Raw genomic sequence first — 24295 nt, 5'->3', positions numbered from 1 at the left:
GGTGGGAGCCCGGCTTCAGATCGAAACGCAGCTTTTTGAACTTCGCGACGCTTCATTGACCGGGAACTGCGGCACTCAGCCGCGTGCGCTGTGCCCTCGAAAGCCGTCTGCCGCCCAGACTCCTAGGCCGCCTCCTTCAAAAGAAGGAATCAGATAAGCCCACGCGCCACCGCTCGGTGGCCCAGTGCCGGTCTGGGTTCTTGCATTCCAGGAGGTCGCTGTGAACGAAATTGCGTGGGAACGTCGTTGCGTGCTGGCGGCTCTGCCGGGGGCGCAGGCCCAGTCGGCTGATCTGGTGGCCGTGGTGGCCGCGAACAGCAAGGCACCACCCAAGCTCAGTGCCGAAGAGCTCAGCGCCATCTTCATGGGCACGGCCAAGAGCTTTCCGAATGGCGAGCGCGCCGTGCCGATCGACCAGAAGGCTGGCACGCCGCAATACGCCGGCTTCTATCAAAAAGCCGCCGGCAAGACGGAGGCGCAGATGAAGGCCTACTGGTCGCGCATCATGTTCACTGGCAAGGGCCAGCCACCGCAGGAAGGGGGCGACGGCGCCGCGGTGAAGAAGCTCGTGGCCGCCAACCCGAACATGGTGGGCTACATCGAAGCCTCGCTGGTGGATGCCAGCGTGCGCGTGATCGCCGACATCAAGTAAGGAGCCGACCATGCGTGTGCTTGCCACCCTCACCGTCACCGCCGCCCTGCTCGGTGCCAGCGCCCCGGCCCTGTCCGAGGGCATGCGTTTCAACTTCAGCGGCTTCGGCCAATACACCGTGGGCAAGGTGCTTTCCGGTGACAAGAAGCCCTTCTCACTCACCGGCAACTGGAACTGCCCCTGCGCCATCGCCAACTGGGAATACGTGGGCGTCTACGAAAAGGACAAGGGCTGGCAGGCGGATCAGGAATCGCTGATCGGCCTGCAGGGCACCCTGCACTTCAGCGACACCATCTCCGCCACCGCCCAGGTGCTGGCGCGGCCCGGCAACTTCAACTTCCGCCCCACCATCGACTGGGCCTACGGCTCCTGGGCCGTCAGCGACCACTGGACCGTGCAGGCCGGGCGCAAGCGCATCCCGCTCTACTACTACTCCGACTTCCTCTACATCGGCACCGCCTACCCCTGGGTGCGCCCGCCGCAGGATGTCTACGGCTGGCCGATCTACGCCTATGACGGCGTCAACGCCGCCTACAGCGGCCAGTGGGGCAGCGTGACGGTGGACGCCAATGTCTGGGCCGGCGGCTTCACGCACAACAACGCGCCCTACAACACCAAGATCTATTACGGCGCCAAGACCAACGAGAAGTGGAAGGGCATCCACGGCGCCTACATCACCCTCACCAAGGACGAATGGAATGGCCGCGTGATGGTGATGCGCCACAAGGCCAACACCTGGACGCCGGCCTACGACGACCAGCCCGAGACGGTGTGGGTGCCCAATCTGCAAACCACCATCATTGCCCTCTCGCTCAATTACGACGGCGCCAACTGGCTGCTGCGCAGCGAGCTCAACCGCTTCAAGCAGGACACCTCCAAGGCCCAGTACGACTACTACCTGCTGGGCGTGGGCTACCGCGTGGGCGATTGGACGGCGATGCTGACTCAGTCCAACTACAAGACCAAGGACCTGGGCACCGCCTTCGGCAACCCGCCGCAGGGCATCGAGGCCCGCCGCAGCCGCAGCGTGGCGCTGCGCTACGACCTCAACAAGAACTGGGCGCTGAAGGCGCAGTACGACGTCTCCAAGGACCGCACCACCTGGTACGACTTCTTCGGCGACCACAAGATGCTGACCTTCTCGGCGCAGACCTCGTTCTGAGCGGGCGGCCTCCAAGGCGCCTGGCGGTCCGCGCCTCGGTCATCGCGGGGCTGGCCACGGCCAGCCCCGTGCTCTTGCCACGCCGTCGGGCGCTGCTGGGCGGCGCGGGTTGGGTGCTTGGGCTGTCCGGCCTGTTCGGTGCGGTCAGCGCCGGGGCGCAGGGAGCCAGTCCGCGCCTGCGGGTGGCCACCCATTCGCTGCCGCCCTACGTCATCGCGCAGCGCGCGGCGCCGCCGCAGGGCGCCTTGCGCGAGTTCATGGATGCCGAACTGGCACCACTGCTGGGCGTGCAGTTCGACTGGCTGCCCGTGATGACCGCGCTGCGCGTGCAGCGCAGCCTGCTGGACGGCAGCGCAGAGCTCGCGCCGCTGCTCACCCTGTCGGTGGCGGGCCTGCGCGAGCTGCAGTTCGCGGCGGAGGCCTCGCTCTTCATGGACAGCTTCGTGGCCCTGCGGCCCGGGCACCCGCTGCTGCGGCGCGAACGCGTGCAGGCGGCCGATTTGCAGGGCCAGCACGTGGGCACGGCGCTGGGCCTGCTGCTGCCGCCCGACCTGGAAGGCCTGGACATTCGCTGGGACGTGGTGTCCGCCACCGAGGCGGACCGCGCCATCCTCACGCGCGTGGCGCGTGGTCAGCTCGATGCCGGCTACTTCAGCAACCCCGAGTCGCCGCGCTGGAGCGCGCAGCAACTGGGCATCCCGCTGCAGCTGCGCCCGCTGGACGTGGCACGCCGCGCCCTGTTCCCCGCCTTCGCGCGCCATGTCGACCCCGAACTGGTGGCGCGCTACGGACCCTTGGCGGCGCAGCACTTCGCCACCGAACGCTGGACGCGCACCTTGCAGCGCTGGTTGCAGGGGGTGAGTGCGGCGAGCACACCCGCGCGGTCGGCCTGACGGGGGAGGGCCAGGACGCTCAGGTGGTGTCAGGCCGCCCAGCCGGCCAGGAACTCGATGCGGGGACCAGTCCACCACTTGGCGGCCCTTCCAACACGCGCTCTTGGGCGCGTAGCCTCTCCACCCAGGCCTGCACCGCCGCGCCGCTGCTCAGGTCCACCTGGCCTTGCAGCACATCGCCCCACAGGCGCAGCGGGCCGCAGGTCGGCTTGGTGGTACGCGTGCCGCCGCTCAGCAGCAGGCCTGCCGCGCACGCCTGCCCGGCGCCCCCGATGCCATCAGCGAGCGCCGGCCGCGGCCAGGGCCGTCATGTTGACGACGCGGCGCACCGTGCTGGACGGCGTGAGGATGTGCACCGGCTGGGCGGCGCCCAGCAGCACCGGGCCGACGGTGACGCCATGGCCGCCGGTCATCTTCAGCACATTGAAGAGGATGTTGGCAGCGTCCAGATTGGGCAGCAGCAGCAGATTGGCCTCGCCGCTGAGGGTGGTCTCGGGCAGGAAGTTACGGCGGATCTCCTCGCTCAGGGCGGCATCGCCGTGCATCTCGCCGTCGCAGGGCACACCCGGGCGCAGGGCCTTGAAGCGTTTCGCGGCTTCGCGCATGCGCTTGGCCGAGGGGCGGGTGGAGCTGCCGAACATCGAGTGCGAGACGAAAGCCACCTTGGGCGGAATGCCGAAGCGGCGCAGCTCGTCCACCGCCATCGCGGCGATCTCGGCCAGCTGCTCGGCGCTGGGCTCCTCGTTGACGAAGGTGTCGGCCAGGAACAGCGTGCGCTCGTCCAGCAGCAGGGCGTTGACCGTGGCGAAGCAGTGCGCGCCTTCGCGCAGGCCGATGACGTCGCGCACATGGTCGAGGTGCTGCTCGAAGCGGCCCACCAGGCCGCAGAGCAGCGCGTCGGCATCGCCGCGGCGCAGCAGCATGCTGCCGATCAGCGTGTGCGAGCGCCGCAGCGCGGCCTTGGCCATGCTGGGGGTGACGCCCTCGCGGCCCATCAGGCGCTGGTAGTCCTCCCAGCATTCGCGGTAGCGCGCGTCGTCCTCAGGGTTGACGAGCTCGATATCGCGGCCCACCTCCAGGCGAAGGCCGGCGCGCGCGATGCGGGCCTCGATCACGGCCGGGCGGCCGATCAGGATCGGCCGGGCCAGGCCTTCGTCCACCACCACCTGGGCGGCGCGCAGCGCGCGCTCGTCCTCGCCTTCGGCGTAAATCACGCGGCCCTTGCGCGCCTTGGCGGCGGCAAACACCGGGCGCATCACCAGGCCGGTCTGGTAGACGAAGCGGCTTAAGGAGGCGCGGTAGGCCTCCAGGTCCTTGATCGGGCGCGTGGCCACGCCGCTGGCGGCGGCCGCCTCGGCCACGGCCGGGGCGATGCGCAGGATCAGGCGCGCGTCAAAGGGCTTGGGAATGATGTACTCGGGCCCGAAGTGCAGTTCCTGCCCGGCGTAGGCGGCGGCCACCTCGTCGCTGATCTCGGCCTTGGCCAGCGCGGCGATCTCGCGCACGCAGGCCAGCTTCATTTCCTCGGTGATGCGCGTGGCTCCGCAATCCAGCGCGCCGCGGAAGATGTACGGGAAGCACAGGACGTTGTTGACCTGGTTCGGGTAGTCGCTGCGGCCGGTGGCCATGATGGCGTCGTCGCGCACCTGCTTGACGAGTTCGGGGCGGATCTCTGGCTCGGGGTTGGCCAGCGCCAGGATCACCGGACGCGCGGCCATCGTGGCCACCATCTCCGGCTTCAGCACCCCGGCGGCCGAGCAGCCCAGGAACACGTCGGCGCCGTGCATGGCATCGGCCAGCGTGCGTGCGGGGGTCTGCTGGCAGTAGCGCTGCTTGCTCTCGTCCAGCTTGGCGGCATCGGCGCGCTCGCTCTGGATCACGCCCTTGGAGTCGATCACATAGATGTGCTCGCGCTTCACGCCCAGGCCCACCATCACGTCCAGGCAGGCAATGGCCGCCGCACCGGCACCGCTGACCACCAGCTTGATCGAGCCGATCGGCTTGCCCACCAGCTCCAGCGCGTTCAAGAGCGCCGCGCCGCTGATGATGGCGGTGCCATGCTGGTCGTCGTGGAAGACCGGGATGCTCAGGCGCTCCTTGAGCTTGCGCTCGACATAGAAGCACTCGGGCGCCTTGATGTCCTCGAGGTTGATGCCGCCCAGCGTGGGTTCGAGCGCGGCGATGTGCTCGACCAGCTTGTCCGGGTCCTTCTCGTTCAGTTCGATGTCGAACACGTCGATCCCGGCGAACTTCTTGAACAGACAGCCCTTGCCCTCCATCACCGGCTTGGCGGCCAGCGGGCCGATGTCGCCCAGGCCCAGCACCGCGGTGCCGTTGGTGACGACGCCGACGAGGTTGCCGCGCGAGGTGTATTCGGCCGCGCAGTTCGGGTCGGCCTCGATGGCCAGGCAGGGATAGGCAACCCCGGGCGAATAGGCCAGCGAGAGATCGCGCTGGTTCGCCAGCGCCTTGGTCGGCGTCACGGCGATCTTGCCGCGCGAGGGCAGGCGGTGGTAGTCGAGGGCGGCTTCGCGCAGCGCGGCTTCGGCCTCGCGGGGCAGGTGTTGGGTGTCGTCGTGCATCGGCGCAGCGTAGCGGAAGCCCATGCGGGCCTCCATGCGCAGGACGCATGAAGCAAAGAGCCCGCGGCAAGGCGGGCTCGGAGGCGAAGGCTGGCTCAACCAGCGGCGGAGGTGGCGCGACCGGCAAGAATCGAACTTGCGACGCGGCCTTCGGAGGGCCGCATGATATCCACTTCACCACGGTCGCAGCGAAGCCGGCCATTCTAGGGGCTAAAGCACGCCGCTATACTTCCGCGCCCTTTTCGAGGGTCCGAAACACAAGAGCCACAAGAGGACGGCATGAGCCACGACACCCACGAAGCCCACGATTCCCACGAAGGCCCCATCAAGACCCCGAAGCAACTGGCCTGGGCCGTGTTCTTCGCCTTCATGGTGCCCATCGTCGTGATCATCCTGCTGGCCAATTACGTGTCCGGGCAGTTCAAGCCGGCCGCCGGCAGCGAAAGCCTGGAAGCCGAGAAGATCGCCGAGCGCCTCAAGCCCATCGGGCATGTGGAAGTGAAGGCCGCTGGCGACATGGCTGCGATGAAGACCGGCGAGCAGGTCTACCAGGCCCAGTGCGCCGCCTGCCACGGCACCGGCGCCGCCGGCGCACCCAAGCTGGCGGACGCCGCCGCCTGGGGCCCGCGCGTGAAGACCGGCTTCGAGGCCCTGCTCAATTCGGCTCTGAAGGGCAAGGGCGCCATGGGCGCACAGGGTGGCGGCGATTTCTCCGACTTCGAGATCTCCCGCGCCGTGGTCTACATGGCCAACCAGGGCGGCGGCAAGTTCGACGAGCCCAAGGCCCCGGCGGCTCCCGCCTCGGCCGCTCAGTAAGCCCAGGCCGATCCGCAAGAGCCGCCCCACCGGGCGGCTTTTTTCATGCCGGTCGCAGTTGGAAGCCGAAGCGCTGCGGCAATTCGGCGCGGGTGATGTCCTGCGGAATCCATTCGCCGCGTTCGATGCGCTCGGCTGCCAGGCCCATGTCCTGGCTGTGCACCAGGCCCAGGCCGCGCGGGGTGTGCAGGTAGAGCCAGCCCTGCTCGTCCAGCCAGCAGCTCACGGCCTGCAGTTCCTCGCCGGTATGGGCTTGGATGCGCCCGTCGTCCAGCAGACGCAGCACCAGGGGGGCTGCCTCCAGCTCCACATAGACGCGCTGCGGGCCGTTCTGGAAGTACCAGGCGCCTTGCGCGTCGGACTCGTAATTGCGCTGGATGAACTCGCGCAGCTTGTCGTGCCGCACCACGCTGCCCTTGGGGTGGGGGAAGGCGCCGGCGCGCTGGCAAGCCTCGTCGCGCATGTACCAGTCGCCGCGTGCATCCAGCGCCAGCCAGCCGCGGCAATCGGGCACGTGGGGCCATTTGGCCAGCGCGGCCTTGACGATGTCATCCATCAGCGTCTTTCCAGCAGCAGGTGCAGCCAATTGCCGCGCGGCGGGTGCAGGGCTTCGCTGGGCCAGCGGGCCCAGAAGGCCAGCTTGGTCAACACCTTCTGGCCCAGCGAGCGCGGCGCGGGCGCGCCGATGCCGCCCCCGCAATGGACGCAAGGCTCCTGCTGCGCATAGGTGCCGTAGGGGTTGCCGGCCAGGTCCATCAGCCAGGCGCTGAGCGCATTGCTGCGCTCGCGGGTGTGCCCCACCAGATGGTGGCTGGCGACGCGGAACTGGGGGAACAGGGCCGCCAGGCTGCCGGCATCGAAGCGATTGACATGGCCCCAGGGCGGGTTGAAGCCACCGCAGCGTGCGCAGGTCGTACGCCCGACGCGCAAGTCCTGCCCATTGGGCACGCCGATCAACAGCCGGCCGCAGCAGACGCGCTGCAGTTCGTGGCAGGCCTGGTGCAGCAGTTGCGGGGGGATGTGCTCCAGCACCTCGGCGCAGAGCACGAAGTCAAACGCACCGTCGGGGAAGTCCAGCGCGGTGAGGTCGCCCTGCACGGTCAGGACCCCGGGGTGTTCAAACTCCGGCCGCTGCAGGTCGAGCGCCACGACCTCTTGGAAGCGTTCGGCCAGCAGGCGAGAGAAATGTCCGTCGCGGGCGCCGATGTCCAGGGCGCGCCGTCCGGATCCCGGGCTCAGGCTCAACAGGTCGCGTGTGCGTTCTTGTTCGGCCGGGCTGGAGCGGTAGGCGCTCAGGGACATGCTCACTCCAGATGCTGTTCCAGCCAGGCACAGACGCTGCCCGGCAGGCCCAGGGCCGAGCCGGGCCAGCGCCCGGTGGGGAAGCCCACATGGCCGCCGTGCGCGGGTTGCCACAGCGTGATGGGCGCGTGCTCGTAGCGGCGCGGGGCCGGCAGGCTGTAAAAGGGCACGAAGGGGTCGTTGCGCGCATTCAGCACCAGGCTGGGCACGCGCAGGCGCGCCAGCTGCGGGCCGGCGCTGGCGCGGGCGTAGTAATCGGCGGCGTTGCGGAAGCCGTGCAGCGGCGCGGTGACGAGTTCGTCGAACTCGATCAGGCTGCGCGCGCGCGCCAGGGCCGCGCCGTCAAACAGACCGGGGTGCCGCTGCAGCTGGTGCAGGGCCTTGGGGATCATGCTGCGCAGGAAGTAGCGCGTGTAGATGACCCGGTTCAGGCCCTGGTGGATGGCCTGGCTGGCGGCTGCCAAATCCAGTGGCGCGGAGATGGCGGCGAGCGCGCGCACCGTTTGGCCGGCCTGCTCGCCCGCCTCCTGGGCCCAGCGCAGCAGGGCATTGCCGCCCAGGCTCACGCCCACCGCCAGCAGGGGGCCAGCGTGGCGGGCGCGCAGCTGGGTCAGCATCCAGCCGATTTCGGCAAAGTCGCCCGAGTGGTAGGCGCGCGGCGCGCGGTTCAGCTCGCCCGAGCAGCCGCGGAAATGCGGCAGCGCGCAGGCCCAGCCGAGCTGCTGCGCATGGCTGGCGAAGGCCTGCGCGTAGTGGCTGGCCGAGCTGCCTTCCAGACCGTGGAAGAGCACCAGCAGCGGTCGTTGCGGGTCCGGGGCATCGACCCAATCGCAATCGATGAAGTCGCCGTCCGGGGTGTCCCAGCGCTCGCGGCGCAGTGCGGGCGGCGCCGCATGGTGCAGGCGGGCAAACAGCTTGGGCCAGATGGTTTGCGCGTGGCCGCCGGGCAGCCAGCGCGGGGCAGCGATGCGCGCCGGCCGGCGCAGCCGGTTCAATGCAGCACGCCGCTGCCCGGCGCCAGCTCCGGCTGGTCGTTGGGCTGGCCCGGGCTGGCGTGGTGTAGCACCATGCGCCAGCCTTCGGCGGTTTTCAGATAGACATTGCTGGCCCATACCCAGGCGACCTGCATGCCTTCAGGGCCGGGCACCAGCACCCGTTCGCGCACCTGGTGCACGGCCAGCTGCTCGGTCTGCAGCTTGCGCACCTCGGTGGGCTGCACGGCCACCGGGCCGCGCGCGAACATGGCCTCGAAATTGGCGCGGATGGCGGTGATGCCCACCAGCAGCGGGCCGCCGGGGTGCAGGCAGCGCACCTCCTCGTCGCCCACCCACAGGGAGACCAAGCGTTCCAGGTCGGCGCTCTGCAGGGCCTCGTAGAACTGGGTCTCGATGTCTTCCGGGCTGGCCATCAGCACGGCCAAGGGCGCGCGGCGGGGCATGTCCGTGGCGCCCGAATCAATGGCCGTGGGAGAGGACTTCTCCGGCCTTGAGCTTGTATTCGGTGCCGCAGTAGGGGCAGCGGCCGCTGTGGCCCTCGTGCGTGAGATCGATGTAGACCTTGGGGTGGCTGCTCCACAGCGCCATCTTGGGATTGGGGCAGGCAACCACGCCGGGGCCTTGCAGGTCCTGGGCGCTGACTTCAATGACGGCTTGGCTCATGGCGGGTAGGAGCTGGGGGAGAACCCTGAATTTTAGGAGCCCGTGCCGGCGGCCTCGGACTGCCAGTCGTAGGCGCGTTCGACCTTCACCACCTGCAGCTCGTAATGCGCATACCACTGCGCCCGGCCGCGCTCGCGCGTGGCGGCGTGCTCGGCCTGCGCGTGCCAGGCGGCGATGGCCTCCAGGCTGGCCCAGTAGGAGACGGTGATGCCCAGGCCATCGGCACCGCGCACGCTGCGCACATCGATGAAGCCGGGCTGCTGCTTGACCAGCTCGACCATGTGCTCGGCGGCCGCGGCATAGCCCTCGTCGCCGGGGCGGCGTTGGCTGGTGAAGATGACGGCGTAGCAGGGATTCGGCAGTTTCAGCATGGGGGCTCAGTCGGACAGGTGGTCGGCCAGCACCTCGACCCAATGCCGCACCGGGCGGGCGTCGCTGAGGTGGCTGATGCAGCCGATGTTGGCGCTGACGATCTGCTCGGCGCCGAGTTCGTCCAGCGCCGCGAGCTTGCGCGCACGCAGCTCCTGTGCCACCGCGGGCTGCAGGATCGAATAGGTGCCGGCCGAGCCGCAGCACAGATGCGCATCGCGCGGGCGCTGCAGCTGAAAGCCCAGCTGGCGCAGGCCCTGCTCGACCGGATCGGCGCGGCGCTGGCCATGCTGCAGCGTGCAGGGTGGGTGCCAGGCCAGACTGGGCAGCGGGCCGGGCTTGAGCGCGGCGCGCAGGCGCGGCAGATGGGCGGGGCTGAGCAGCCATTCGCCCAGGTCCTGGGTGCGCTCAGCCACCGCGGCCGCGGCGGCGTCGCCGGGCAGGTGGCGGCCATATTCCTTGACCATCAGCCCGCAGCCGCTGGCGTTCGAGACGATGGGCTCGCTGCGCCCCGCGCAGGCGGCCACCAGGGCCTGCATGTCGCGCCTTGCACTTTCGTGGGCGCCGAGGTGCTCGCGCAGCGCCCCGCAGCAGCCCTCCACCGGCACGCCCTGCACGCCCAGCACCGCCAGCACGCGCTGCGTGGCGGCCTCGATGTTCGGCGCCAGCGCCGGTTGCACGCAGCCGCGCAGCAGCAGCACCTGGCGTGGCTGGGCCTTGGCTGGGCGATGCAGCACGCGCTGGCGGCGCGGCACGGCGCGGCGCAGCCGGCCGGGCAGCAGCGGGCGCAGCCATTGGCCCAGGCGCAGCGAAGGGCCGAACAGCGGCGAGGGCAGGAAGCGCGCCAGCAGGGCGCGCAGCAGGCGTGCCTTCAGCGGCCGCGCGGGCGCCTGCGCGTCGGCCAGGCCGCGGCCCAGGTCGACCAGCTCGCCATAGCGCACGCCCGAAGGGCAGGTGGTCTCGCAGGCGCGGCAGCTCAGGCAGCGGTCCAGATGCTGCTGGGTGGCGGCGCTGGCGGCCTCACCCTGCAGCAGCTGGCGCACCAGGGCGATGCGGCCGCGCGGGCTGTCCAGTTCGTTGCCCAGCACCTGGTAGCTGGGGCAGGTGGCGGTGCAGAAGCCGCAGTGCACGCAGGACTGGATCAGCTCGCGCGCACGCTGGGCGGCAGGGTTCTGGGCGAGTTCGGGGGCCAGTTCGGTGTGCATGCCGGGGCTGCTGGGCGGGGAGGCCCGCATCCTAGGCTGTGCTTCTGGCGATTCGGCGCACGCGCTGGCGATTCGTCGCGGCAGGAGCCTGTTGCCCGGCGGGTCTTCATAGAGTCGCGCCCATTCCAAACTGGAGACCCCGATGAACGTTCTGCGTCGTGCCTTGTTTGCCGCTGGCCTGCTGGCCCTGTCGGTTCCCGTCTGCGCCCAGCGCATCGACACCAATCCCCAGCAGCCCGTGCTGGCGGGCGAGCCGCTGCAACTGGCCCTGGCCGACCTGCAGCCGGGCCAGACCGTCACGCTGCGCGCCGAGCGCACGGTGCGCACTTTCACCGGTCCGGTGCGGCGCTTCATGTCCGAGGCCCGCTTCCAGGCCGATGCGCAGGGCCGTGTCGATCTGGCCGGGCAGGCGCCGCTGCCCGGCGGCAGCTACGCGGGGGCCGATGTGCGCGGTCTGCTGTGGTCGATGCGGATGCAAGACGGCGAGGTGAAGGAGCCGGTGTTCAACCTCATCCAGTTCCAGCTCCACGACGCCGAAGGCAAGCCCCTGGCCCAGGCCGAGCTGCGCCTGACGCAGTCCCTGCCCGATGTGCAGACGCGCAAGCCCGCCGGCTTCCCTGGTGCGCTGTTCGCCCACCGTGCCGGCGCGGCCAAGCGGCCGGCCTTGATCCTGCTGGGCGGCAGCGAGGGCGGCTCGGCCATCAACCGCGACGCCCCTTTCTGGGCCTCGCAGGGCTATGCGGTGCTGGCCCTGCCCTATTACTCGCCGCGCAACTGGAGCCCCAGCGGCATGCAGCCGCCCGAGTTGCCGGAGCTGCCAGCGAACTTTGTCGACATCCCGATCGAACGCTTGGAGCAGGCGCGTGCCTGGCTGGCCGAACAGCCCGAGGTCGATGCCAGTCGCATCGGCGTGCAGGGCACCAGCAAGGGCGCCGAGTTCGCGCTCATCGCCGGCACCCGGCTGCCATGGATCAAGGGCATTGCCGCCATCGTGCCCAGCGATGTGGTCTGGGAGGGCTGGGGCGAGGGCGTGGAGCCGGGCAAACGCTCCAGCTTCGCCTGGCAGGGCCAGGCCTTGGACTTCGTGCCCTACAAGGACTTCCAGCAGGAGTTCGCCGGCGCGGCGCTGGGCGAGCCCATCGTCATCCGCCGCCCGCTGGACAAGGGCCGCGCCGCCGCCACGCCGGCGCAGATCGAGAAGGCGCGCATCCCGGTGGAGCGCATCGCCGCGCCGGTCTTCCTGCTCGGCGGTGATGACGACCAGGTCTGGGACAGCGGCCGCATGGCCCAGGCGGTTGCCGATCGCCGTGCCCAGGTGCCCGGGCTGAAGACCGTGCTGCTGCGCCATGCCGAGGCCGGCCACTTCCTGGGCGGCACCGGCACGGGCCCCACCACGCACTACAACGAGGGCCTGATGAAGAACGGCGGCACGCCGGCCGCCAACGCGCGCGCCCAGGCCGAGGGTCATGCGGCCCTCAAGGCCTTCTGGGCGGCGACGCTGAACTGATCAGGAGATCTGCCCGGCGCTGAAGCCGGCGCCACCGGCCGCGGCCGGGCGCAGCGCCACTTCCAGCGCCAGGCGCGTGCCGCTCACCAGGCGCTCCAGCGGCAGGGCGGGCTCCGGCCCGCTCAGACTGGGCAGGTGCAGAAAGCCGCTCGGCACCACGGTGCGGCGCAGCCGGTGCTGCAGGCCGTAGAAAACCTGGTTGCAGACATAGCTGCCGGCCGTGCAGCTCAGTTCGGCCGGGTAGCCGGCCGACAGCAGGGCCTGCAGCATGGGCTTGAGCGGCAGGGTGGCGAAATAGGCCGCCGGGCCGCCGGGTACCACCGGCACGTCGATGGGCTGCACGGCGTCGTTGTCGGGGATGCGGGCGTCGACCAGATTGATGGCCACCCGCTCCAGCGAGAACGCGCGGCGGTTGCTGGCCTGGCCCAGTGCCAGCACCAGGCGCGGCTGCTGGCTCTGGATGGCGTCGTGCAGGGCGCCCAGGGCGCTGCCGAAGCGGCAGGGCAGCTGCAAGGCCCGCACTTTCACGCCGCCCGGCAGCTCCGCACTGTCGAGCGCGCACGCGGTCTCCCAGGAGCTGTTGATGGGGTCGCCGCCGAAAGGCTCGAAGCCGGTCAGCAGCACGGTGTTGCGGGTCGCCATGGAGGGATTTTCAGTCGGGACCCAGGCGGCCGGGGTTGAAGATGCCTTTGGGGTCGAAGCGCGCCTTCAGGCGCTGGCGGATCTGGCGCTGCACGCCCTCGGCCGGGGTGAAGACCGGGCAGTTCTTGTCCAGCGCGGCGTACAGCGTGGCCTGGCCGCCGACGCGCTCGGCGAGGTCGCGCACCGCGGCGGGCTTCAGCGGCGTCACCAGCCAGCGCAGCGCGCCGCCCCATTCCACCAGCTGTTCGCCCGGTGCGGCCAGCTCGGGGGCGGTGGCCGGCAGGCTCAGGCGCCACACCGAAATGCCGCTGCCAGCCTGCAGCGCGCGCACGGCGCCGGCAAAGAACTCGTCCGTCTGGTGGCGCAGGCCGGCCCAGAAGTCGGCCGCGAGCTCGGGCGGCAGGGCGTCGCCCCCCAAGCGGCGTGCGGCGGCCTGCAGGGGCTCGGGCGCGCCCGAAAGGCGCAGCAGCAGCTGGCCGCTCCACCAGGCGCTGGCGCTCAAGGGGAAGCCCTGCAAAGCGGCCTGCTGCATGGCGTAGAGGCCGTCCTCCTGCTGCGGCAGGTCGTAGCGCAGCGTCAGGCTGGCGGCGGGCAGCGGGCTGAGCTTGAAGCTGGCCTCGGCGATCAGGCCCAGCGTGCCCATCGCGCCCACCATCAGGCGCGCGGCGTCGAAGCCAGCGACGTTCTTCATCACCGTGCCGCCGAACTTCAGCAGCTGGCCTTGGCCGTCGATCAAGGTCAGGCCCAGCAGGCTGTCGCGCACGCCGCCGGCGTAGGCGCGGGCCGGGCCGGCCAGGCCGGTGGCGATCAGCCCGCCCACCGTGCCCTCGCCGCCAAAGCGCGGGGGCTCACAGGCCAGCATTTGGCCGTGCTGGGCCAGCACCGCCTCCAGCTCGGCCAGGGGCGTGGCCGCGCCCACGGTGACGACACGCTCGGCCGGCTCGTAGGAGCGCAGGCCGCGCAACTCGGGCTCGCGCGTCAGCACCCAGGGCGTGCCGCGCGGGGTCTCGCCATAGAAGCGCTTGCTGGCCATGCCGACCAGCTCCAGCGCATGGCCCTCGCTTGCGGCGGCGCGCACGCGCTCGGCCAGATTCATCAAGGGGTCGGTCGCCATCAGCTCGCCATCAGAAGCGTTCGATCTCGGGGTGGGGCAGCTGGCCGCCGCGCACCCAGAGCTGGCCGGCCTCGGCACAGCGGTGCAGCTGCGGAATCGCCTTGCCCGGGTTCAGGCGGCCGTCGGTGTCCCAGCAACTCTTGATGGCGTGGAAGGCCTCCAGCTCGGCGCGGCTGAACTGCACGCACATGCCGCCGAGCTTCTCGATGCCCACGCCGTGCTCGCCGGTGATGCTGCCGCCCATGGCCACGGCGCGCTCCAGGATCTCGGCGCCAAAGCCCTCGGCGCGGCGGATCTGGTCGGGGTCCTTGGCGTCGAACAGGATCAGCGGGTGCAGATTGCCGTCGCCGGCATGGAAGACGTTGAAGCAGCGCAGATGCCAGCGCTGCTGCAGGCTGGCGATGGCATTGAGCATCTCGGCCAGGCGCGCGCGCGGGATGGACGCATCCATGCACAGGTAATCGGGGCTGACGCGGCCGCTGGCCGGGAAGGCGTTCTTGCGCCCGCTCCAGAAGCGCAGGCGCTCGGCCTCGTCGCGGCTCTCGTCGATGCGCGTGGCGCCGCAGGCTTGCAGGGTCTGGCGCATGGCGGCGATCTCGGCCTCCACCGCCTCGGGCGTGCCGTCGGCCTCGCAGAGCAGGATGGCGGCGGCGCCAAGGTCGTAGCCGGCGTGCACGAAGTCCTCCACCGCGGCAGTCATCGGCCCGTCCATCAGCTCCAGCCCGGCGGGGGTGATGGCGCCGGCCATCAGCGCCGCCACGGCCGCGCCGGCCTGGGCCACGTCGGCAAAGCTGGCGAGCAGGCAGCGCGCGGTTTCGGGCTTGGGCGTCAGGCGCACCAGCACCTCGGTGACGATGCACAGCAGCCCTTCGCTGCCGATCGCCAGCGCGAGCAGATCGGGGCCGGTGCCGTCCAGCGCGCCGCTCATCGAGCCCAGTTCGATGGGCTCGCCGTCCACCGTGTAGCCGCGCACGCCCAGCACGTTGTGCAGGGTCAGGCCGTACTTCAGGCAGTGCACGCCGCCGGCGTTCTCGGCCACATTGCCGCCGATGGTGCAGGCGATCTGGCTGCTCGGGTCGGGGGCGTAGTACAGGCCATGCGGCGCGGCGGCCTCGCTGATGGCGAGGTTGCGCACGCCGCATTGCACGCGCGCGGTGCGCGCGGCGGGGTCGATGGCCAGGATGCGGTTCAGGCGCGCGAGGCTGATCGACAGGCCTTCCGGGTGCGGCATCGCCCCGCCCGAAAGCCCGGTGCCGGCGCCGCGCGGCACGATGGGCGTGCCCAGTTCCTTGCAGACCTGCAGCACCGCGCGCAGCTGCTTCTCATCTTCGGGGATGGCCACCGCCAGCGGGCGCTCGCGGTAGGCGGTGAAACCGTCGCTCTCGTAGGGGCCGAAGCCAGCGGCGCGCGCCACCAGGCCGGCCTCGCCCAGGATGGGGCGCAGCCGCGAAAGCAGTTGGCGCTGGCGCTCGGCGCGCTCCATCAAGCCGATTTGCGCGCCGTCTTCTTGGCGGCCTTGGCCGGGCGGTTGGTCGGGCGTTTGGCCGGGCTGGGCGTCGGGGCGGGGCTGGCGGCGGCGGCCTTGGCAGCCGGCTTGCCGGCCGTGGTGCGGGCCATGCCGCCGGCTGCGTCCATCACCGCCTGCGGCACGCTGGCGGCCTTGCGCAGGGTGTCGCCCGCGGCGTCGATGCTCTGCTTGACCAGGCTGCTCGCCAGGCCCTTGGCGGCCTCGGTGGCCGAGTCCTTCATGGCGTTGGCCGCCACCTGGCTGAACTGCTGCGAGAGCGCGTTCCACCACTGCATCGGGTCCACGCCCAGGGCCGGGGCTTCCTTCTTCTCGCCCGCGGCCGCCTTGGCCACCTTGCTGGCCCCCGAGACCGCCCCCTTCACCGCCGCCTTGGCCACCTTCTTGCCCACGTTCGCGGCCTGCATGGCCGGCTCCATGCCGGGCAGCGTGCCGGGGAAGGCGGAGATATCCGGCGTGGGCACCTTCAGCACTTCCTTGAGCTCGTGCAGGGGCACGTTCATGGTCTTGAGCGTGGAGAGCGTCATGCGCTGCACCTCCAGCGCCTGGATGGTGGCGGCCAGCATGCGGGCGTTCTGCTCCAGCCAGAACTGCACGGTGCGCAGCTCCTCGATGCGCTTGCCCAGTTCCTCGGGGTTGAGCGTGGGCGCCACCCATTGGCCGATGCCGGGCAGGGCGGTGCCGGCGTTTTTCACCAGACCTTGCAGAAACTCGAAACCGGGCACGAACTTGCTGAAGCTGGCGTCGCTCATGAAAGCTCCTGGGGCTGGGGGTGGCGCGATCCTACGCTGCGGGCCAGTGGCGCAGCAGGTCGAAGCTGGCGCGCGGCAGGCCGGCGGGCGGCGGGTAGCCCTCCACCGTCCACACCCGGGCCTTGGTCAGCAGCTCGATCACCGCGGCGTAGTGGCGGCGGAACAGGCGCTGGTAGCTGCCGTCCTGCAGCGCGCGCTGCAGGCCCAGCGTCAGAGCCTCGTGCAGCCTGCCGTTGCGCTCGGGCACGAAGTAGCAGTCGTCCAGGGGGTACCAGAGCAGGCGCTGGGCCGGCGCGGCCAGCTGCCGACCCTCGGGGTCGTAATGCGCCAGCTCGGGGCCGATCTCGTTCACGCCGCGGCTCAGGTAGTCGCACTCGCCGGCCAGCAGGGCGGCATAGAGATGGTCGGTGTTGCGCGTGGGCTGGGTGCGAAAGCCCAGGCCTTCGAGCAGCGGGCGGTCCACCCACTCGGCGCCGTAGCCCAGGCGCAGGGCCTTGAGCGCGGCCAGATCGGGCAGGGCCTCCAGCTCGGCCAGGCGCTCGCGCCGGCACACCAGGCGGCGCAAGCCCAGCAGGCCGCGCCGGATCGGGAAGTCCACGCGCCGCAGGCCGAACTCGGCGTAGGCCTCGGCATGCGCCGGCAGGGGCGCGAAGTCCACATGGCCGTCGCGCAGCTCGCGCACCTGGCGGGGCCAGGTGGGCATGGTCAGCAGCTGCAGGGCTTCCGGCCGCCCAGCCTTCTGCAGGGCCAGGCGGGCCAGATCGCCCTGGAAGAAGGGCTGCTGGCCGGCAAACACCGGTGGCCCCGGCATGCGCAGCACGCCCTCTGCGGCGGCCACCAGAGCCCACGCGCCCCCAGCCAGGGCGCAGAGGCTGTGGCGGCGGCTCAGGGCGCTCATGCGCGGATTACAGCAGGCTCAGCAGCCCCACCACGCCCAGGCCCAGCGCGGCCAGCGCATCGCCGGCAATCAGCCCGCCGCCCACCAGGGAGGTGGCGCTCATGTCGCTGGGCAGGGCCTCGTCTTCTTTGCTGCGCTTGGCAAAGGTGTTGATCAGGCTGGAGATCACGCCCCCGGCGCCGAACCACAGCGAGGTCGGCAGGTTCACGAAGCCGCCAAAGCTGAAGGCGTAGGGGCTGGGCAGCACCAGGGCGTCGACAGCGAAGTCGGTGGCAAAGCCCGCCTTGCCGCGCGCCACGAAGGCCTGGTAGCGCGCGCTGCGCTTGATCAGCTTGCGCAGCAGTTCGATGCCGAAGCCAAAGCCAATGCCCAGCACGATGGCGGCCGTCTGGTGCGGGTTGGGTTCGGAGAGACCGCGCAGCACACCAACGAATTTGTAGGTCATGGCCGAGGACCATTGCGCCGGCTGCTGGTCGGCGCTCATCACCGTCTGGTCCAGGCGCAGGATGGGGTAAGCGGCCATGAAGAGGTTTGCGATGCCCACCGCCAGCAGCGCGCCCACCAGAATGCCGCCGACCTGGAAGCGGAACTGCAGTGCGCGGTTGGAACCCAGGCGCCAGCCGGTGCTGCGGTCTTGCTGCATGTCGCAGCCGATGCTGGTGGCCACCAGCAGCACGGTGGCGGCCATCAGGCCCAGGGCCGGGTCCTTCAGGCCGGTGAGGGCGAACACGATCACGCCCACCACGAAGGCCGAGGAGATCGGGTTGGAGTCGCTGATGCCGACCGAGATGCCGTTGACCATCACGAAGATCGCCACCAGGCCCAGGGCCAGCAGCATCAGCAGGGTGGGCACGCCGAAGAAGGCCTGGCCGCAGAACACCACGGCCAGCGCCCAGGCGCCCACCCAGAGCAGCAGGCGCGCGATGCTGTGGCGCGGGCCGGCGGTTTCGCTCCCGGCCCCTTGTTCGGCGCTCTTGTCCAGCCCACGCAGCCGGCGCTGCGCCTGCCAGAGGATCAGGCCGACATCGATGATGGCGGCGCCGAGGATCAGGCCGAGCGCAATCAGGAAGGCGATCTTGCGGAAGGGCTCGCCCTCGTTCAGCCAGCCCACCGAGACGAAGGTCGGCGTCAGCGCCCAGAACAGCAGACCCGAGGTGATGGCCGGGATGGTGATGCGCGCGCCCACGATCAGGCCGGCGCCGAAGGTCGAGAGGCTCATCTCGATGGCTCCCAGCGCCGCCACCTTGGCCGCCGCCACGCCGCCGCCGATGCCCGCAGCCATGCCGCCGAACAGGCGGCTGACCGAGCGGCGCAGCAGCTCGGGGTCGGTGAGCGCGCGCAGGATGTTGGCCACCGCCAGACCCGAGGGGTAGGTGAGCTTCATGCGCTCCACCAGGATGGGCGTGTACAGCATGCCCACGCCCGCGCCCAGCATGCCGATGCACAGCATGTAGACCACCAGCTGCCAGGTCGGCACCGGGGGCAGACCCATCCACACGCGCGCCTGCAGCAGGGTGCTCATGGCCATCATGCCGGCCACGCTGGCGGCGGTGGTCTGCATGTAGTTGGCGCCATGGCGCCCCGCCGGCCCGTAGCCCAGCGTGATGACGGAGCCCAGGATGCCTGCCAGCACCTGCCCGCCCACATAGAAGCCGAGCGAGAAGTTCATGTAGCTGGCCGCCACGCCGCCCAGCGGACCCAGCAGCAGCATGCCCACCGCGGCCAGCAGGGTGTAGTAAGCCGGCGTGCCGATGGGCGGCAGCCAAGCCCAGCGGCGGGTGTCGGTGGGGTCGAGGGTGAGCGCGGTCATGGAGCGGTGGGGGCTGGCAAGCAAAGCGCGGCAGTCTGCCGCCGTGATGGAAGGCGCGCCAGCCGAGTTACCCGCAGCGCCGCGGTATCCCTGGTGAAAACCCGAGCCCGATAATCGCGGGTTCCGCCCGAAAGCCCGCCATGTCCGAACGCATCGAAGCCGAAGTGCGCCGCCGCCGCACCTTCGCCATCATTTCCCACCCCGACGCCGGCAAGACCACGCTGACCGAGAAGCTCTTGCTGTTCTCGGGCGCGATCCAGATCGCCGGCTCGGTCAAGGCGCGCAAGGCCGCGCGGCACGCGACCTCGGACTGGATGGAGATCGAGAAGCAGCGCGGCATCTCGGTGGCGTCGTCGGTGATGCAGATGGAATACCGCGACTGCGTCATCAACCTGCTCGACACCCCTGGCCACCAGGACTTCAGCGAAGACACCTACCGCGTGCTGACCGCCGTGGACGCCGCGCTGATGGTGATCGACGCGGCCAACGGCGTGGAGCCGCAGACCCGCCGCCTGCTGCAGGTCTGCCGCGCCCGCAACACGCCCATCCTGACCTTCGTCAACAAGATGGACCGCGAGGTCAAGGACCCGCTGGCCCTGATGGACGAGCTGGAGCAGGAACTGGGCATGACGGTCTGCCCCTTCACCTGGCCGGTGGGCATGGGTAAGCAATTCGGCGGCGTGATGGACCTGCGCGCCAAGACCATGCGCGTGTTCGCCCCGGGTGAGGACCGCGCCGGTGGCGACGAGGAATTGATCACCGACCTCGACAACCCCGCCCACGAGAGCCGCTTCGGCATGGCCTGGGGCACCGCCCAGGGCGAACTGGAGCTGGTGCGCGAAGCGGCCACGCCCTTCGAGCACGCCGAATTCCTGGCCGGCCACCAGACGCCGATGTTCTTTGGCTCGGCCATCAACAACTTCGGCGTGCGCGAGGTGCTGGATGTGCTGGTGGAACTGGCCCCGCCGCCCGGCGAGCGCCCCAGCCTGCAGCGCGTGGTGCAGCCCACCGAGAAGAAGTTCAGCGGCGTGGTGTTCAAGATCCAGGCCAATATGGACCCGGCGCACCGCGACCGCATCGCCTTCGTGCGCTGTGCCAGCGGCCACTTCGAGCGTGGCATGAAGCTCAAGGTCACGCGCACGGGCAAGGACTTCCGCCCCAACACCGTGGTGTCATTCCTCTCCCAACGCCGCGAGCTGGTGGAGGAGGCCTTCGCTGGCGACATCATCGGCATCCCCAACCACGGCGTGCTGCACCTGGGCGACACGCTGACCGAAGGCGAAGCGCTGCAGTTCACCGGCCTGCCCTTCTTCGCGCCCGAGATGTTCCGCAACGTCGAGGTGGCCGACCCGCTCAAGACCAAGCAGCTGCGCGCCGGCCTGCAGCAGCTTGGGGAAGAAGGCGCGATCCAGGTCTTCCGCCCGATGGCGGGCAGCGTGCTGATGCTCGGTGCCGTCGGCCAGCTGCAGTTCGAGGTGGTGGCCCACCGCCTGGAGCACGAGTACGGCGTCAAGGCCCGCATCCAGCCCTGCCGCTTCCAGGTGGCACGCTGGGTGACGGCGGACGACGAGGTGGAGCTGAAGAAGTTCATCGCCGCCAACGACCACCGCATGGCCTACGACGCCGTGGACGCGCCCACCATCCTGGTCGAGTACGCGCCCGAGCTGCGCGCCATCCAGGAGAACTGGCCCAAGATCCATTTCCATGCGCTGCGCGAGCATGCGGGCCTGGTGTTCCAGAAGAAGCTGGATGGCTGAGTTCGGAGCGAGGCAGTCCTGAGGACTGTCCGACCCCGACCGAAGGACTGCGCCCGTCGTGAGGGCGCAGGCTGGGGAGCTGGTGGCAGGAGCACTGTCTTTGCTCGCCTTTGAGAATCAATAGATGCTGACGCTCCACGCCGCGGCTGCCTATCAGCCAAGTCAGCAAGCCCTTTTCGAATCTCTGGCCCCCTGCCTGCAGGCCTGACTGCCGGCGGCACGCATCGAGCACATCGGCGCGTCCAGCATCCCGGGTGCCTGCTCCAAGGGCGATCTGGATGTGCTGGTTGTGCTGGAAGGCGCGCTGTTGGAGGCGGTCCGCGCCGTGCTGGTGGCGTAGGGCTACTTGGAAATGCTCGACACCCTGCGCACGCCCAAGATGTGCAATCTGGAGTCAGCCACAGATCAGCTCGAGCATGCGCGGCAGCTGGTCGCCCTGGGCTCGGTGTTCGAGCGCAATTGCCCGCGCTTCCGCGACCGGCTGCGTGCAGCACCCGAACGTGCGGCGGCCTACAACGCGCTCTAGCAAGCCCATGTGGACCAGGGCGATGCCGAGTACCGGGCGGCCAAGAGCCGCTTCATCGAAGCCGTCCTGAGCGCCGAATACTGACCCGTGGGCAGCGCCTCTCAGGGCCTGGATGCGCTCTTCGCTTGCACTGGGGTCTGCCGGGCCGCACGCCGCTGGGCTTCGGCATCCAGAAGGCGAATCAGTTCAGCCGCCTTGCTTTCAGGTTGGCTGGGGCCGCAGAGGCCCGCCACCCACCAGGTCAGCCGGGTCATGAACAGCAGGTGCCGCTTGCCGTTCTCCCAATCTTCATAGCCGCAGGCGGCGCCGCCGAGTTTGCGGATCTCCAGCCGCTGGTTCGACTGAAACCCAGGTGTCCAGCTGCGCAGAATCCTGGCCTGGATGAACTCTTCCCCGCGCCAGGGCGACACTTCACCCAGCAGGTGCTCGGCTGTGAAAGCCAATGAGGCCCTGCGGCGTTCGTGCCCGGTGATCTCTACCAGCACGATCAGGTCCCTGGCGTCGAAGGCGTCGCGGACCTGCTGCTCCAGAGGCGGCGGGCTCATGCAACTGCAGGCCTGGGCCGGCGCCAGCAAGGCGGCCCACAACAGGCCTGCTGCGTTCTGCATCCATCGATTCATGCGGCACCCTCGCGTGCAATGCCCACCGCGCGGCCGGCGCGTCCGCCCAGCCAGGCGGCGAGTGCAGCGGCGGGCGCAATCGTCCAAGGCAGCGCGAAGGCGTCGCCAAGCCACAGGCCGGTCGCATCCGATCGCAGCCAGGGCTCGATCGAGCGCAGGCTCAGGGCTGCGCAAGCCAGCGCCAGCCCTGCAAGGCCGGTCAGGGCATAGGCCCGTGGAAGCGCAAAGCCAGCGGCATACCCCATGGCGGCAGCGCTCGTGAGCCAGCTGACTGCAAGGGCTACCAGTGGGGGCTGGCCCCAGAGGTGCGCCAGCATGCGTGCCAATGGAAGTGGGTAGGAGAAGGGCGCGAACAGCGAGCCGGAGGCGACCCCGAGCAATAGACCCAATGCCAGCAGGGTTTGTGCGAAACGCGAGCGCAGCAAGGGCAGGATGCCTTGTCCAAAGCGACGGACGCCAATTCCTGCCAACCGGCTGACCAACACGAGTACGAGGATCAGGCCCAATGTCGCCGCCCACTCGAGCGGACTGGGACGCGCAGGCCAGCCCATGTGATCAAGGACGATCCAGCCACCGAGCAGCAAACTCAGCGGCCACTCCCATGCATTGGGCTCGCGCATCCAGAGGGCTCCGAGGCCACCGCAGAGGAGGCCGATGAACGTCAGCGTGATGAGGTTGCCGGCATGAAGGCCGCTGCCGAGCGCGGAGCCAAGCACGTAGGCCATGCCATAGCAGCTGAGGGTGAGCAGGAAACGCTGCGCGTGAGAGGGCATGGCGGTTGGTTGGGGGCTCCGATGGGTGCGGACGATTGTCGCGAGCGAGGTTCTTGCGGCCGATCGGCGCAGGTTTCCGTCCATGGCCCGCCGTTTGCAGCGTGTCGCACCCTGCTTGGAAGGCAGCCCATCCCCTCCTATCGTTCAATCACACCGAACCCCGGTGCGAACCACAGGAGCCCCACCATGTACCCCGCCGATGACCTGCAACGCCTGGCCGACCTGCACCGCGAAGGCCACCTGAGCGACGACGAGTTCGGCCGCGCCAAGGCGCGCGTGCTGGACGAGGGGCGCTCTGCCACGCTGCCGCCGCCGATTGCCACCCTGAACCTGTTCCGCCGCAGCCGCAGCGACCGCTGGCTTGCGGGCGTGTGCGGCGGCCTGGAACGCCTGACCGGGCTGGCCAGCTGGGGCTGGCGCATCCTGTTCGTCGTCGGGCTGATGTTCGGTGGCTGCAGCCTGGCGGTCTATGTGGCGCTGTGGCTGTTCGTGGGCGAGGAGGCGCCCCCGGCCCTGGCTGCGGCGGCGCCCGCCGCCCCGACCACCCCGGCGAGCCCGCCGCCCACGCAAGCCTGAGGCTTGACCGCCGACCCGGGCAGGGCGCCATACTGGCGCCATGCCCGCCCAAGACTTCGCGCGTGCCGAACAGCTCGGTTTCGAGCAATGCGCGCGCGCCGTTCAGCAGCTGCTGCGCAACGCCCCACCGGGCTGGGCCTTCGTGCTGCTGGTGGCCTGGGAGCCGATCGGCCCCCGGCCCTTGTTGATCTGGCTGGCCGCGGCCGCCACGCTCTGGCTGCTGTGCCAGTTGCAGTTGCGCCGCATCCTGGCGCGCGGTGCGCAGCGCGAGCGTGATGCCAATGCCCTGGCCCTGGCCGCTGTGCTGGATGGCGCGAGCTGGGGCCTGTGCGCCTGGGCCGTGGCCGGGCGCTCGCCGGTGCTGGATGCCTGGCTGATCATCCTGATGTGTGGCGTGGGTGCCATCAGCGCCACCGCCTACCTGACCCATCTGCGCGCCTACGCCTGGCAGCTCGGGGCCTACTGGCTGCCGCTGGCCGCCAGCACGGCCTGGCAGGGCGCGCCGGCCTGGCAGCTGGCCGCGGGCAGCCTGCTGTTCTACGTGCTGTTGTTCTGGCTGATGCGGCCGGTGTCGGCGCGCCTGATTGAGGGCCTGCGCCTGCAGATCGACAACGAGCGCATGGCGCAGCAGCTGCGCGAGAACCTGGAGCGCAAGGCCCATGAGGCCGCCACCGATGCCCTCACCGGCCTGGCGAACCGCCGCAGCCTCGATCAGCTGCTCGACGCCTGGCTGCAGCGTCCGCCCACCGACAGCGGCTTGGCGGTGCTGATGCTGGACATCGACCACTTCAAGGCCGTCAACGACCGCCATGGCCACGCGGTGGGTGACGCCACCTTGAAGGCCTTTGCCGAGCGCGTGCGCGCCCAGCTGCGCAGCAGCGACCAATGCGCCCGCTATGGCGGCGAGGAGTTCTGCGTGCTGCTGCCTGGCGCCACGCACGAAAAGGCGCTGGAGATTGCCGAGCGCCTGCGCGCCGCCGTGGCCAGCCAGCCGCTGCTGACCGAGCCGCTGGTGGACAACACGGTGTCGGTGGGCCTGGCCTGGATGGCCGAGGGCGACGATGCCGCCACGCTGCTCAAGCGCGCCGATGCGGCGCTGTACGAGGCCAAGCGCAGTGGCCGCAACCGGGTGGTGACGGCGTGAGCGCCGCCGCCG

25 protein-coding genes and 1 tRNA gene are annotated in these 24295 nt (G+C 70.2%); 9 read left to right on the top strand and 17 right to left on the bottom strand.

The window, feature by feature from the left end:
* Window positions 1–220 precede the first annotated feature (220 nt).
* The 3 genes from ACE3QP_RS16185 (at window position 221) to ACE3QP_RS16175 (ending at window position 2707) form a co-directional block, all read left to right on the top strand.
* Complete coding sequence (locus ACE3QP_RS16185; RefSeq protein ID WP_374437519.1) at window positions 221–652, top strand: phosphate ABC transporter substrate-binding protein; 432 nt, start codon at window positions 221–223, stop codon at window positions 650–652.
* A 10-nt stretch (window positions 653–662) separates the two neighbouring features.
* Window positions 663–1814, top strand: a complete 1152-nt coding sequence (locus ACE3QP_RS16180) for a porin (protein WP_374437518.1) — start codon at window positions 663–665, stop codon at window positions 1812–1814.
* A gap of 68 nt (window positions 1815–1882) precedes the next feature.
* On the top strand, window positions 1883–2707 hold the full coding sequence (locus ACE3QP_RS16175) for a hypothetical protein (protein ID WP_374437517.1): 825 nt from the start codon (window positions 1883–1885) through the stop codon (window positions 2705–2707).
* A 278-nt stretch (window positions 2708–2985) separates the two neighbouring features.
* On the opposite strand, the gene ACE3QP_RS16170 is transcribed toward ACE3QP_RS16175, so the two are convergent.
* Both ACE3QP_RS16170 and ACE3QP_RS16165 read right to left on the bottom strand, forming a co-directional pair.
* The gene (locus ACE3QP_RS16170) at window positions 2986–5313 is read right to left on the bottom strand and encodes an NADP-dependent malic enzyme (RefSeq protein ID WP_374437516.1); all 2328 of its coding nucleotides are present in this window, start codon (window positions 5311–5313) and stop codon (window positions 2986–2988) included.
* Between the two features lie 88 nt (window positions 5314–5401).
* A tRNA-Arg gene (locus tag ACE3QP_RS16165) sits at window positions 5402–5476 on the bottom strand.
* A gap of 92 nt (window positions 5477–5568) precedes the next feature.
* On the opposite strand from ACE3QP_RS16165, the gene ACE3QP_RS16160 reads away from it, so the two are divergent.
* A complete protein-coding gene (locus tag ACE3QP_RS16160; protein ID WP_374437515.1) occupies window positions 5569–6105 on the top strand; it encodes a cytochrome c5 family protein in 537 nt (178 codons plus the stop codon).
* Window positions 6106–6148: 43 nt separating this feature from the next.
* Here ACE3QP_RS16160 and ACE3QP_RS16155 read toward each other — a convergent pair whose 3' ends face one another.
* Genes ACE3QP_RS16155 through glcF form a run of 7 tightly spaced genes read right to left on the bottom strand, consistent with a single transcriptional unit; the run spans window position 6149 to window position 10639 of the window.
* Complete coding sequence (locus ACE3QP_RS16155) at window positions 6149–6661, bottom strand: DUF2946 family protein (protein WP_374437514.1); 513 nt, start codon at window positions 6659–6661, stop codon at window positions 6149–6151.
* On the bottom strand, window positions 6661–7407 hold the full coding sequence (locus ACE3QP_RS16150; RefSeq protein WP_374437513.1) for a methyltransferase domain-containing protein: 747 nt from the start codon (window positions 7405–7407) through the stop codon (window positions 6661–6663). The genes ACE3QP_RS16155 and ACE3QP_RS16150 overlap by 1 nt, the downstream gene beginning before the upstream one ends.
* A 2-nt stretch (window positions 7408–7409) precedes the next feature.
* Window positions 7410–8402 carry a YheT family hydrolase gene (locus tag ACE3QP_RS16145; RefSeq protein WP_374437512.1) on the bottom strand — a complete coding sequence of 331 codons (993 nt, stop codon included), beginning with the start codon at window positions 8400–8402 and terminating at the stop codon, window positions 7410–7412.
* Window positions 8399–8845, bottom strand: coding sequence for a nuclear transport factor 2 family protein (locus ACE3QP_RS16140; protein WP_198110320.1), 447 nt, complete (start codon window positions 8843–8845; stop codon window positions 8399–8401). Before ACE3QP_RS16140 ends, ACE3QP_RS16145 begins: the two co-directional genes overlap by 4 nt.
* A 16-nt stretch (window positions 8846–8861) precedes the next feature.
* On the bottom strand, window positions 8862–9065 hold the full coding sequence (locus tag ACE3QP_RS16135) for a zinc-finger domain-containing protein (protein ID WP_374437511.1): 204 nt from the start codon (window positions 9063–9065) through the stop codon (window positions 8862–8864).
* A gap of 32 nt (window positions 9066–9097) precedes the next feature.
* On the bottom strand, window positions 9098–9436 hold the full coding sequence (locus ACE3QP_RS16130) for an antibiotic biosynthesis monooxygenase (protein WP_374437510.1): 339 nt from the start codon (window positions 9434–9436) through the stop codon (window positions 9098–9100).
* 6 nt (window positions 9437–9442) lie between these two features.
* Window positions 9443–10639 carry a glycolate oxidase subunit GlcF gene (gene glcF, locus ACE3QP_RS16125; protein ID WP_374437509.1) on the bottom strand — a complete coding sequence of 399 codons (1197 nt, stop codon included), beginning with the start codon at window positions 10637–10639 and terminating at the stop codon, window positions 9443–9445.
* A 142-nt stretch (window positions 10640–10781) separates the two neighbouring features.
* Between glcF and ACE3QP_RS16120 the strand changes: the two genes are divergently transcribed.
* A complete protein-coding gene (locus tag ACE3QP_RS16120; protein ID WP_374437508.1) occupies window positions 10782–12146 on the top strand; it encodes an acyl-CoA thioesterase/BAAT N-terminal domain-containing protein in 1365 nt (454 codons plus the stop codon).
* Here ACE3QP_RS16120 and ACE3QP_RS16115 read toward each other — a convergent pair whose 3' ends face one another.
* The 6 genes from ACE3QP_RS16115 to ACE3QP_RS16090 are packed head-to-tail and all read right to left on the bottom strand — an operon-like array spanning window position 12147 to window position 18887.
* On the bottom strand, window positions 12147–12788 hold the full coding sequence (locus ACE3QP_RS16115) for a pyroglutamyl-peptidase I (RefSeq protein WP_374437507.1): 642 nt from the start codon (window positions 12786–12788) through the stop codon (window positions 12147–12149).
* Window positions 12789–12798: 10 nt separating this feature from the next.
* A complete protein-coding gene (gene glcE / locus ACE3QP_RS16110; RefSeq protein WP_374437506.1) occupies window positions 12799–13902 on the bottom strand; it encodes a glycolate oxidase subunit GlcE in 1104 nt (367 codons plus the stop codon).
* Between the two features lie 10 nt (window positions 13903–13912).
* On the bottom strand, window positions 13913–15385 hold the full coding sequence (locus ACE3QP_RS16105; protein WP_374437505.1) for an FAD-linked oxidase C-terminal domain-containing protein: 1473 nt from the start codon (window positions 15383–15385) through the stop codon (window positions 13913–13915).
* On the bottom strand, window positions 15385–16179 hold the full coding sequence (locus ACE3QP_RS16100) for a PhaM family polyhydroxyalkanoate granule multifunctional regulatory protein (protein ID WP_374437504.1): 795 nt from the start codon (window positions 16177–16179) through the stop codon (window positions 15385–15387). Before ACE3QP_RS16100 ends, ACE3QP_RS16105 begins: the two co-directional genes overlap by 1 nt.
* A gap of 31 nt (window positions 16180–16210) precedes the next feature.
* On the bottom strand, window positions 16211–17077 hold the full coding sequence (locus ACE3QP_RS16095; protein ID WP_374437503.1) for a hypothetical protein: 867 nt from the start codon (window positions 17075–17077) through the stop codon (window positions 16211–16213).
* A 7-nt stretch (window positions 17078–17084) separates the two neighbouring features.
* On the bottom strand, window positions 17085–18887 hold the full coding sequence (locus ACE3QP_RS16090; protein ID WP_374437502.1) for an OPT/YSL family transporter: 1803 nt from the start codon (window positions 18885–18887) through the stop codon (window positions 17085–17087).
* A gap of 140 nt (window positions 18888–19027) precedes the next feature.
* Between ACE3QP_RS16090 and ACE3QP_RS16085 the strand changes: the two genes are divergently transcribed.
* Together ACE3QP_RS16085 and ACE3QP_RS16080 are read left to right on the top strand one after the other, a co-directional pair.
* A complete protein-coding gene (locus tag ACE3QP_RS16085) occupies window positions 19028–20644 on the top strand; it encodes a peptide chain release factor 3 (protein ID WP_374437501.1) in 1617 nt (538 codons plus the stop codon).
* A gap of 352 nt (window positions 20645–20996) precedes the next feature.
* Window positions 20997–21170 carry a hypothetical protein gene (locus ACE3QP_RS16080; RefSeq protein WP_374437500.1) on the top strand — a complete coding sequence of 58 codons (174 nt, stop codon included), beginning with the start codon at window positions 20997–20999 and terminating at the stop codon, window positions 21168–21170.
* A gap of 101 nt (window positions 21171–21271) precedes the next feature.
* Here ACE3QP_RS16080 and ACE3QP_RS16075 read toward each other — a convergent pair whose 3' ends face one another.
* Entirely contained in the window at window positions 21272–21790 is a 519-nt protein-coding gene (locus ACE3QP_RS16075) for a hypothetical protein (protein WP_374437499.1), read from the bottom strand.
* Window positions 21787–22563 (bottom strand): hypothetical protein, encoded by a 777-nt coding sequence (locus ACE3QP_RS16070; RefSeq protein WP_374437498.1) that lies wholly within the window; start codon window positions 22561–22563, stop codon window positions 21787–21789. Before ACE3QP_RS16070 ends, ACE3QP_RS16075 begins: the two co-directional genes overlap by 4 nt.
* A gap of 186 nt (window positions 22564–22749) precedes the next feature.
* Here ACE3QP_RS16070 and ACE3QP_RS16065 point away from each other — a divergent pair, with 186 nt between their 5' ends.
* Window positions 22750–23139 carry a PspC domain-containing protein gene (locus tag ACE3QP_RS16065; RefSeq protein WP_374437497.1) on the top strand — a complete coding sequence of 130 codons (390 nt, stop codon included), beginning with the start codon at window positions 22750–22752 and terminating at the stop codon, window positions 23137–23139.
* Window positions 23140–23179: 40 nt separating this feature from the next.
* On the top strand, window positions 23180–24283 hold the full coding sequence (locus ACE3QP_RS16060) for a diguanylate cyclase (protein ID WP_374437496.1): 1104 nt from the start codon (window positions 23180–23182) through the stop codon (window positions 24281–24283).
* Window positions 24284–24295 lie beyond the last annotated feature (12 nt).

This window comes from Inhella sp. (assembly GCF_041912635.1).
Classification (GTDB): Bacteria; Pseudomonadota; Gammaproteobacteria; order Burkholderiales; family Burkholderiaceae_C; genus Inhella.
This window is presented reverse-complemented; position numbering and strand designations above follow the sequence as displayed.

Excerpts from the sequence above, each read along its gene's own strand:
- ACE3QP_RS16180 (WP_374437518.1), top strand. The coding sequence starts at position 663 with ATGCGTGTGCTTGCCACCCTCACCGTCACCGCCGCCCTGCTCGGTGCC.
- ACE3QP_RS16170 (WP_374437516.1), bottom strand. The coding sequence starts at position 5,313 with ATGGGCTTCCGCTACGCTGCGCCGATGCACGACGACACCCAACACCTG.
- ACE3QP_RS16160 (WP_374437515.1), top strand. The coding sequence starts at position 5,569 with ATGAGCCACGACACCCACGAAGCCCACGATTCCCACGAAGGCCCCATC.
- ACE3QP_RS16155 (WP_374437514.1), bottom strand. The coding sequence starts at position 6,661 with ATGGATGACATCGTCAAGGCCGCGCTGGCCAAATGGCCCCACGTGCCC.
- ACE3QP_RS16150 (WP_374437513.1), bottom strand. The coding sequence starts at position 7,407 with ATGTCCCTGAGCGCCTACCGCTCCAGCCCGGCCGAACAAGAACGCACA.
- ACE3QP_RS16140 (WP_198110320.1), bottom strand. The coding sequence starts at position 8,845 with ATGCCCCGCCGCGCGCCCTTGGCCGTGCTGATGGCCAGCCCGGAAGAC.
- ACE3QP_RS16135 (WP_374437511.1), bottom strand. The coding sequence starts at position 9,065 with ATGAGCCAAGCCGTCATTGAAGTCAGCGCCCAGGACCTGCAAGGCCCC.
- ACE3QP_RS16130 (WP_374437510.1), bottom strand. The coding sequence starts at position 9,436 with ATGCTGAAACTGCCGAATCCCTGCTACGCCGTCATCTTCACCAGCCAA.
- glcF (WP_374437509.1), bottom strand. The coding sequence starts at position 10,639 with ATGCACACCGAACTGGCCCCCGAACTCGCCCAGAACCCTGCCGCCCAG.
- ACE3QP_RS16120 (WP_374437508.1), top strand. The coding sequence starts at position 10,782 with ATGAACGTTCTGCGTCGTGCCTTGTTTGCCGCTGGCCTGCTGGCCCTG.
- ACE3QP_RS16115 (WP_374437507.1), bottom strand. The coding sequence starts at position 12,788 with ATGGCGACCCGCAACACCGTGCTGCTGACCGGCTTCGAGCCTTTCGGC.
- glcE (WP_374437506.1), bottom strand. The coding sequence starts at position 13,902 with ATGGCGACCGACCCCTTGATGAATCTGGCCGAGCGCGTGCGCGCCGCC.
- ACE3QP_RS16105 (WP_374437505.1), bottom strand. The coding sequence starts at position 15,385 with ATGGAGCGCGCCGAGCGCCAGCGCCAACTGCTTTCGCGGCTGCGCCCC.
- ACE3QP_RS16100 (WP_374437504.1), bottom strand. The coding sequence starts at position 16,179 with ATGAGCGACGCCAGCTTCAGCAAGTTCGTGCCCGGTTTCGAGTTTCTG.
- ACE3QP_RS16095 (WP_374437503.1), bottom strand. The coding sequence starts at position 17,077 with ATGAGCGCCCTGAGCCGCCGCCACAGCCTCTGCGCCCTGGCTGGGGGC.
- ACE3QP_RS16090 (WP_374437502.1), bottom strand. The coding sequence starts at position 18,887 with ATGACCGCGCTCACCCTCGACCCCACCGACACCCGCCGCTGGGCTTGG.
- ACE3QP_RS16085 (WP_374437501.1), top strand. The coding sequence starts at position 19,028 with ATGTCCGAACGCATCGAAGCCGAAGTGCGCCGCCGCCGCACCTTCGCC.
- ACE3QP_RS16080 (WP_374437500.1), top strand. The coding sequence starts at position 20,997 with ATGCTCGACACCCTGCGCACGCCCAAGATGTGCAATCTGGAGTCAGCC.
- ACE3QP_RS16075 (WP_374437499.1), bottom strand. The coding sequence starts at position 21,790 with ATGAATCGATGGATGCAGAACGCAGCAGGCCTGTTGTGGGCCGCCTTG.
- ACE3QP_RS16070 (WP_374437498.1), bottom strand. The coding sequence starts at position 22,563 with ATGCCCTCTCACGCGCAGCGTTTCCTGCTCACCCTCAGCTGCTATGGC.
- ACE3QP_RS16065 (WP_374437497.1), top strand. The coding sequence starts at position 22,750 with ATGTACCCCGCCGATGACCTGCAACGCCTGGCCGACCTGCACCGCGAA.
- ACE3QP_RS16060 (WP_374437496.1), top strand. The coding sequence starts at position 23,180 with ATGCCCGCCCAAGACTTCGCGCGTGCCGAACAGCTCGGTTTCGAGCAA.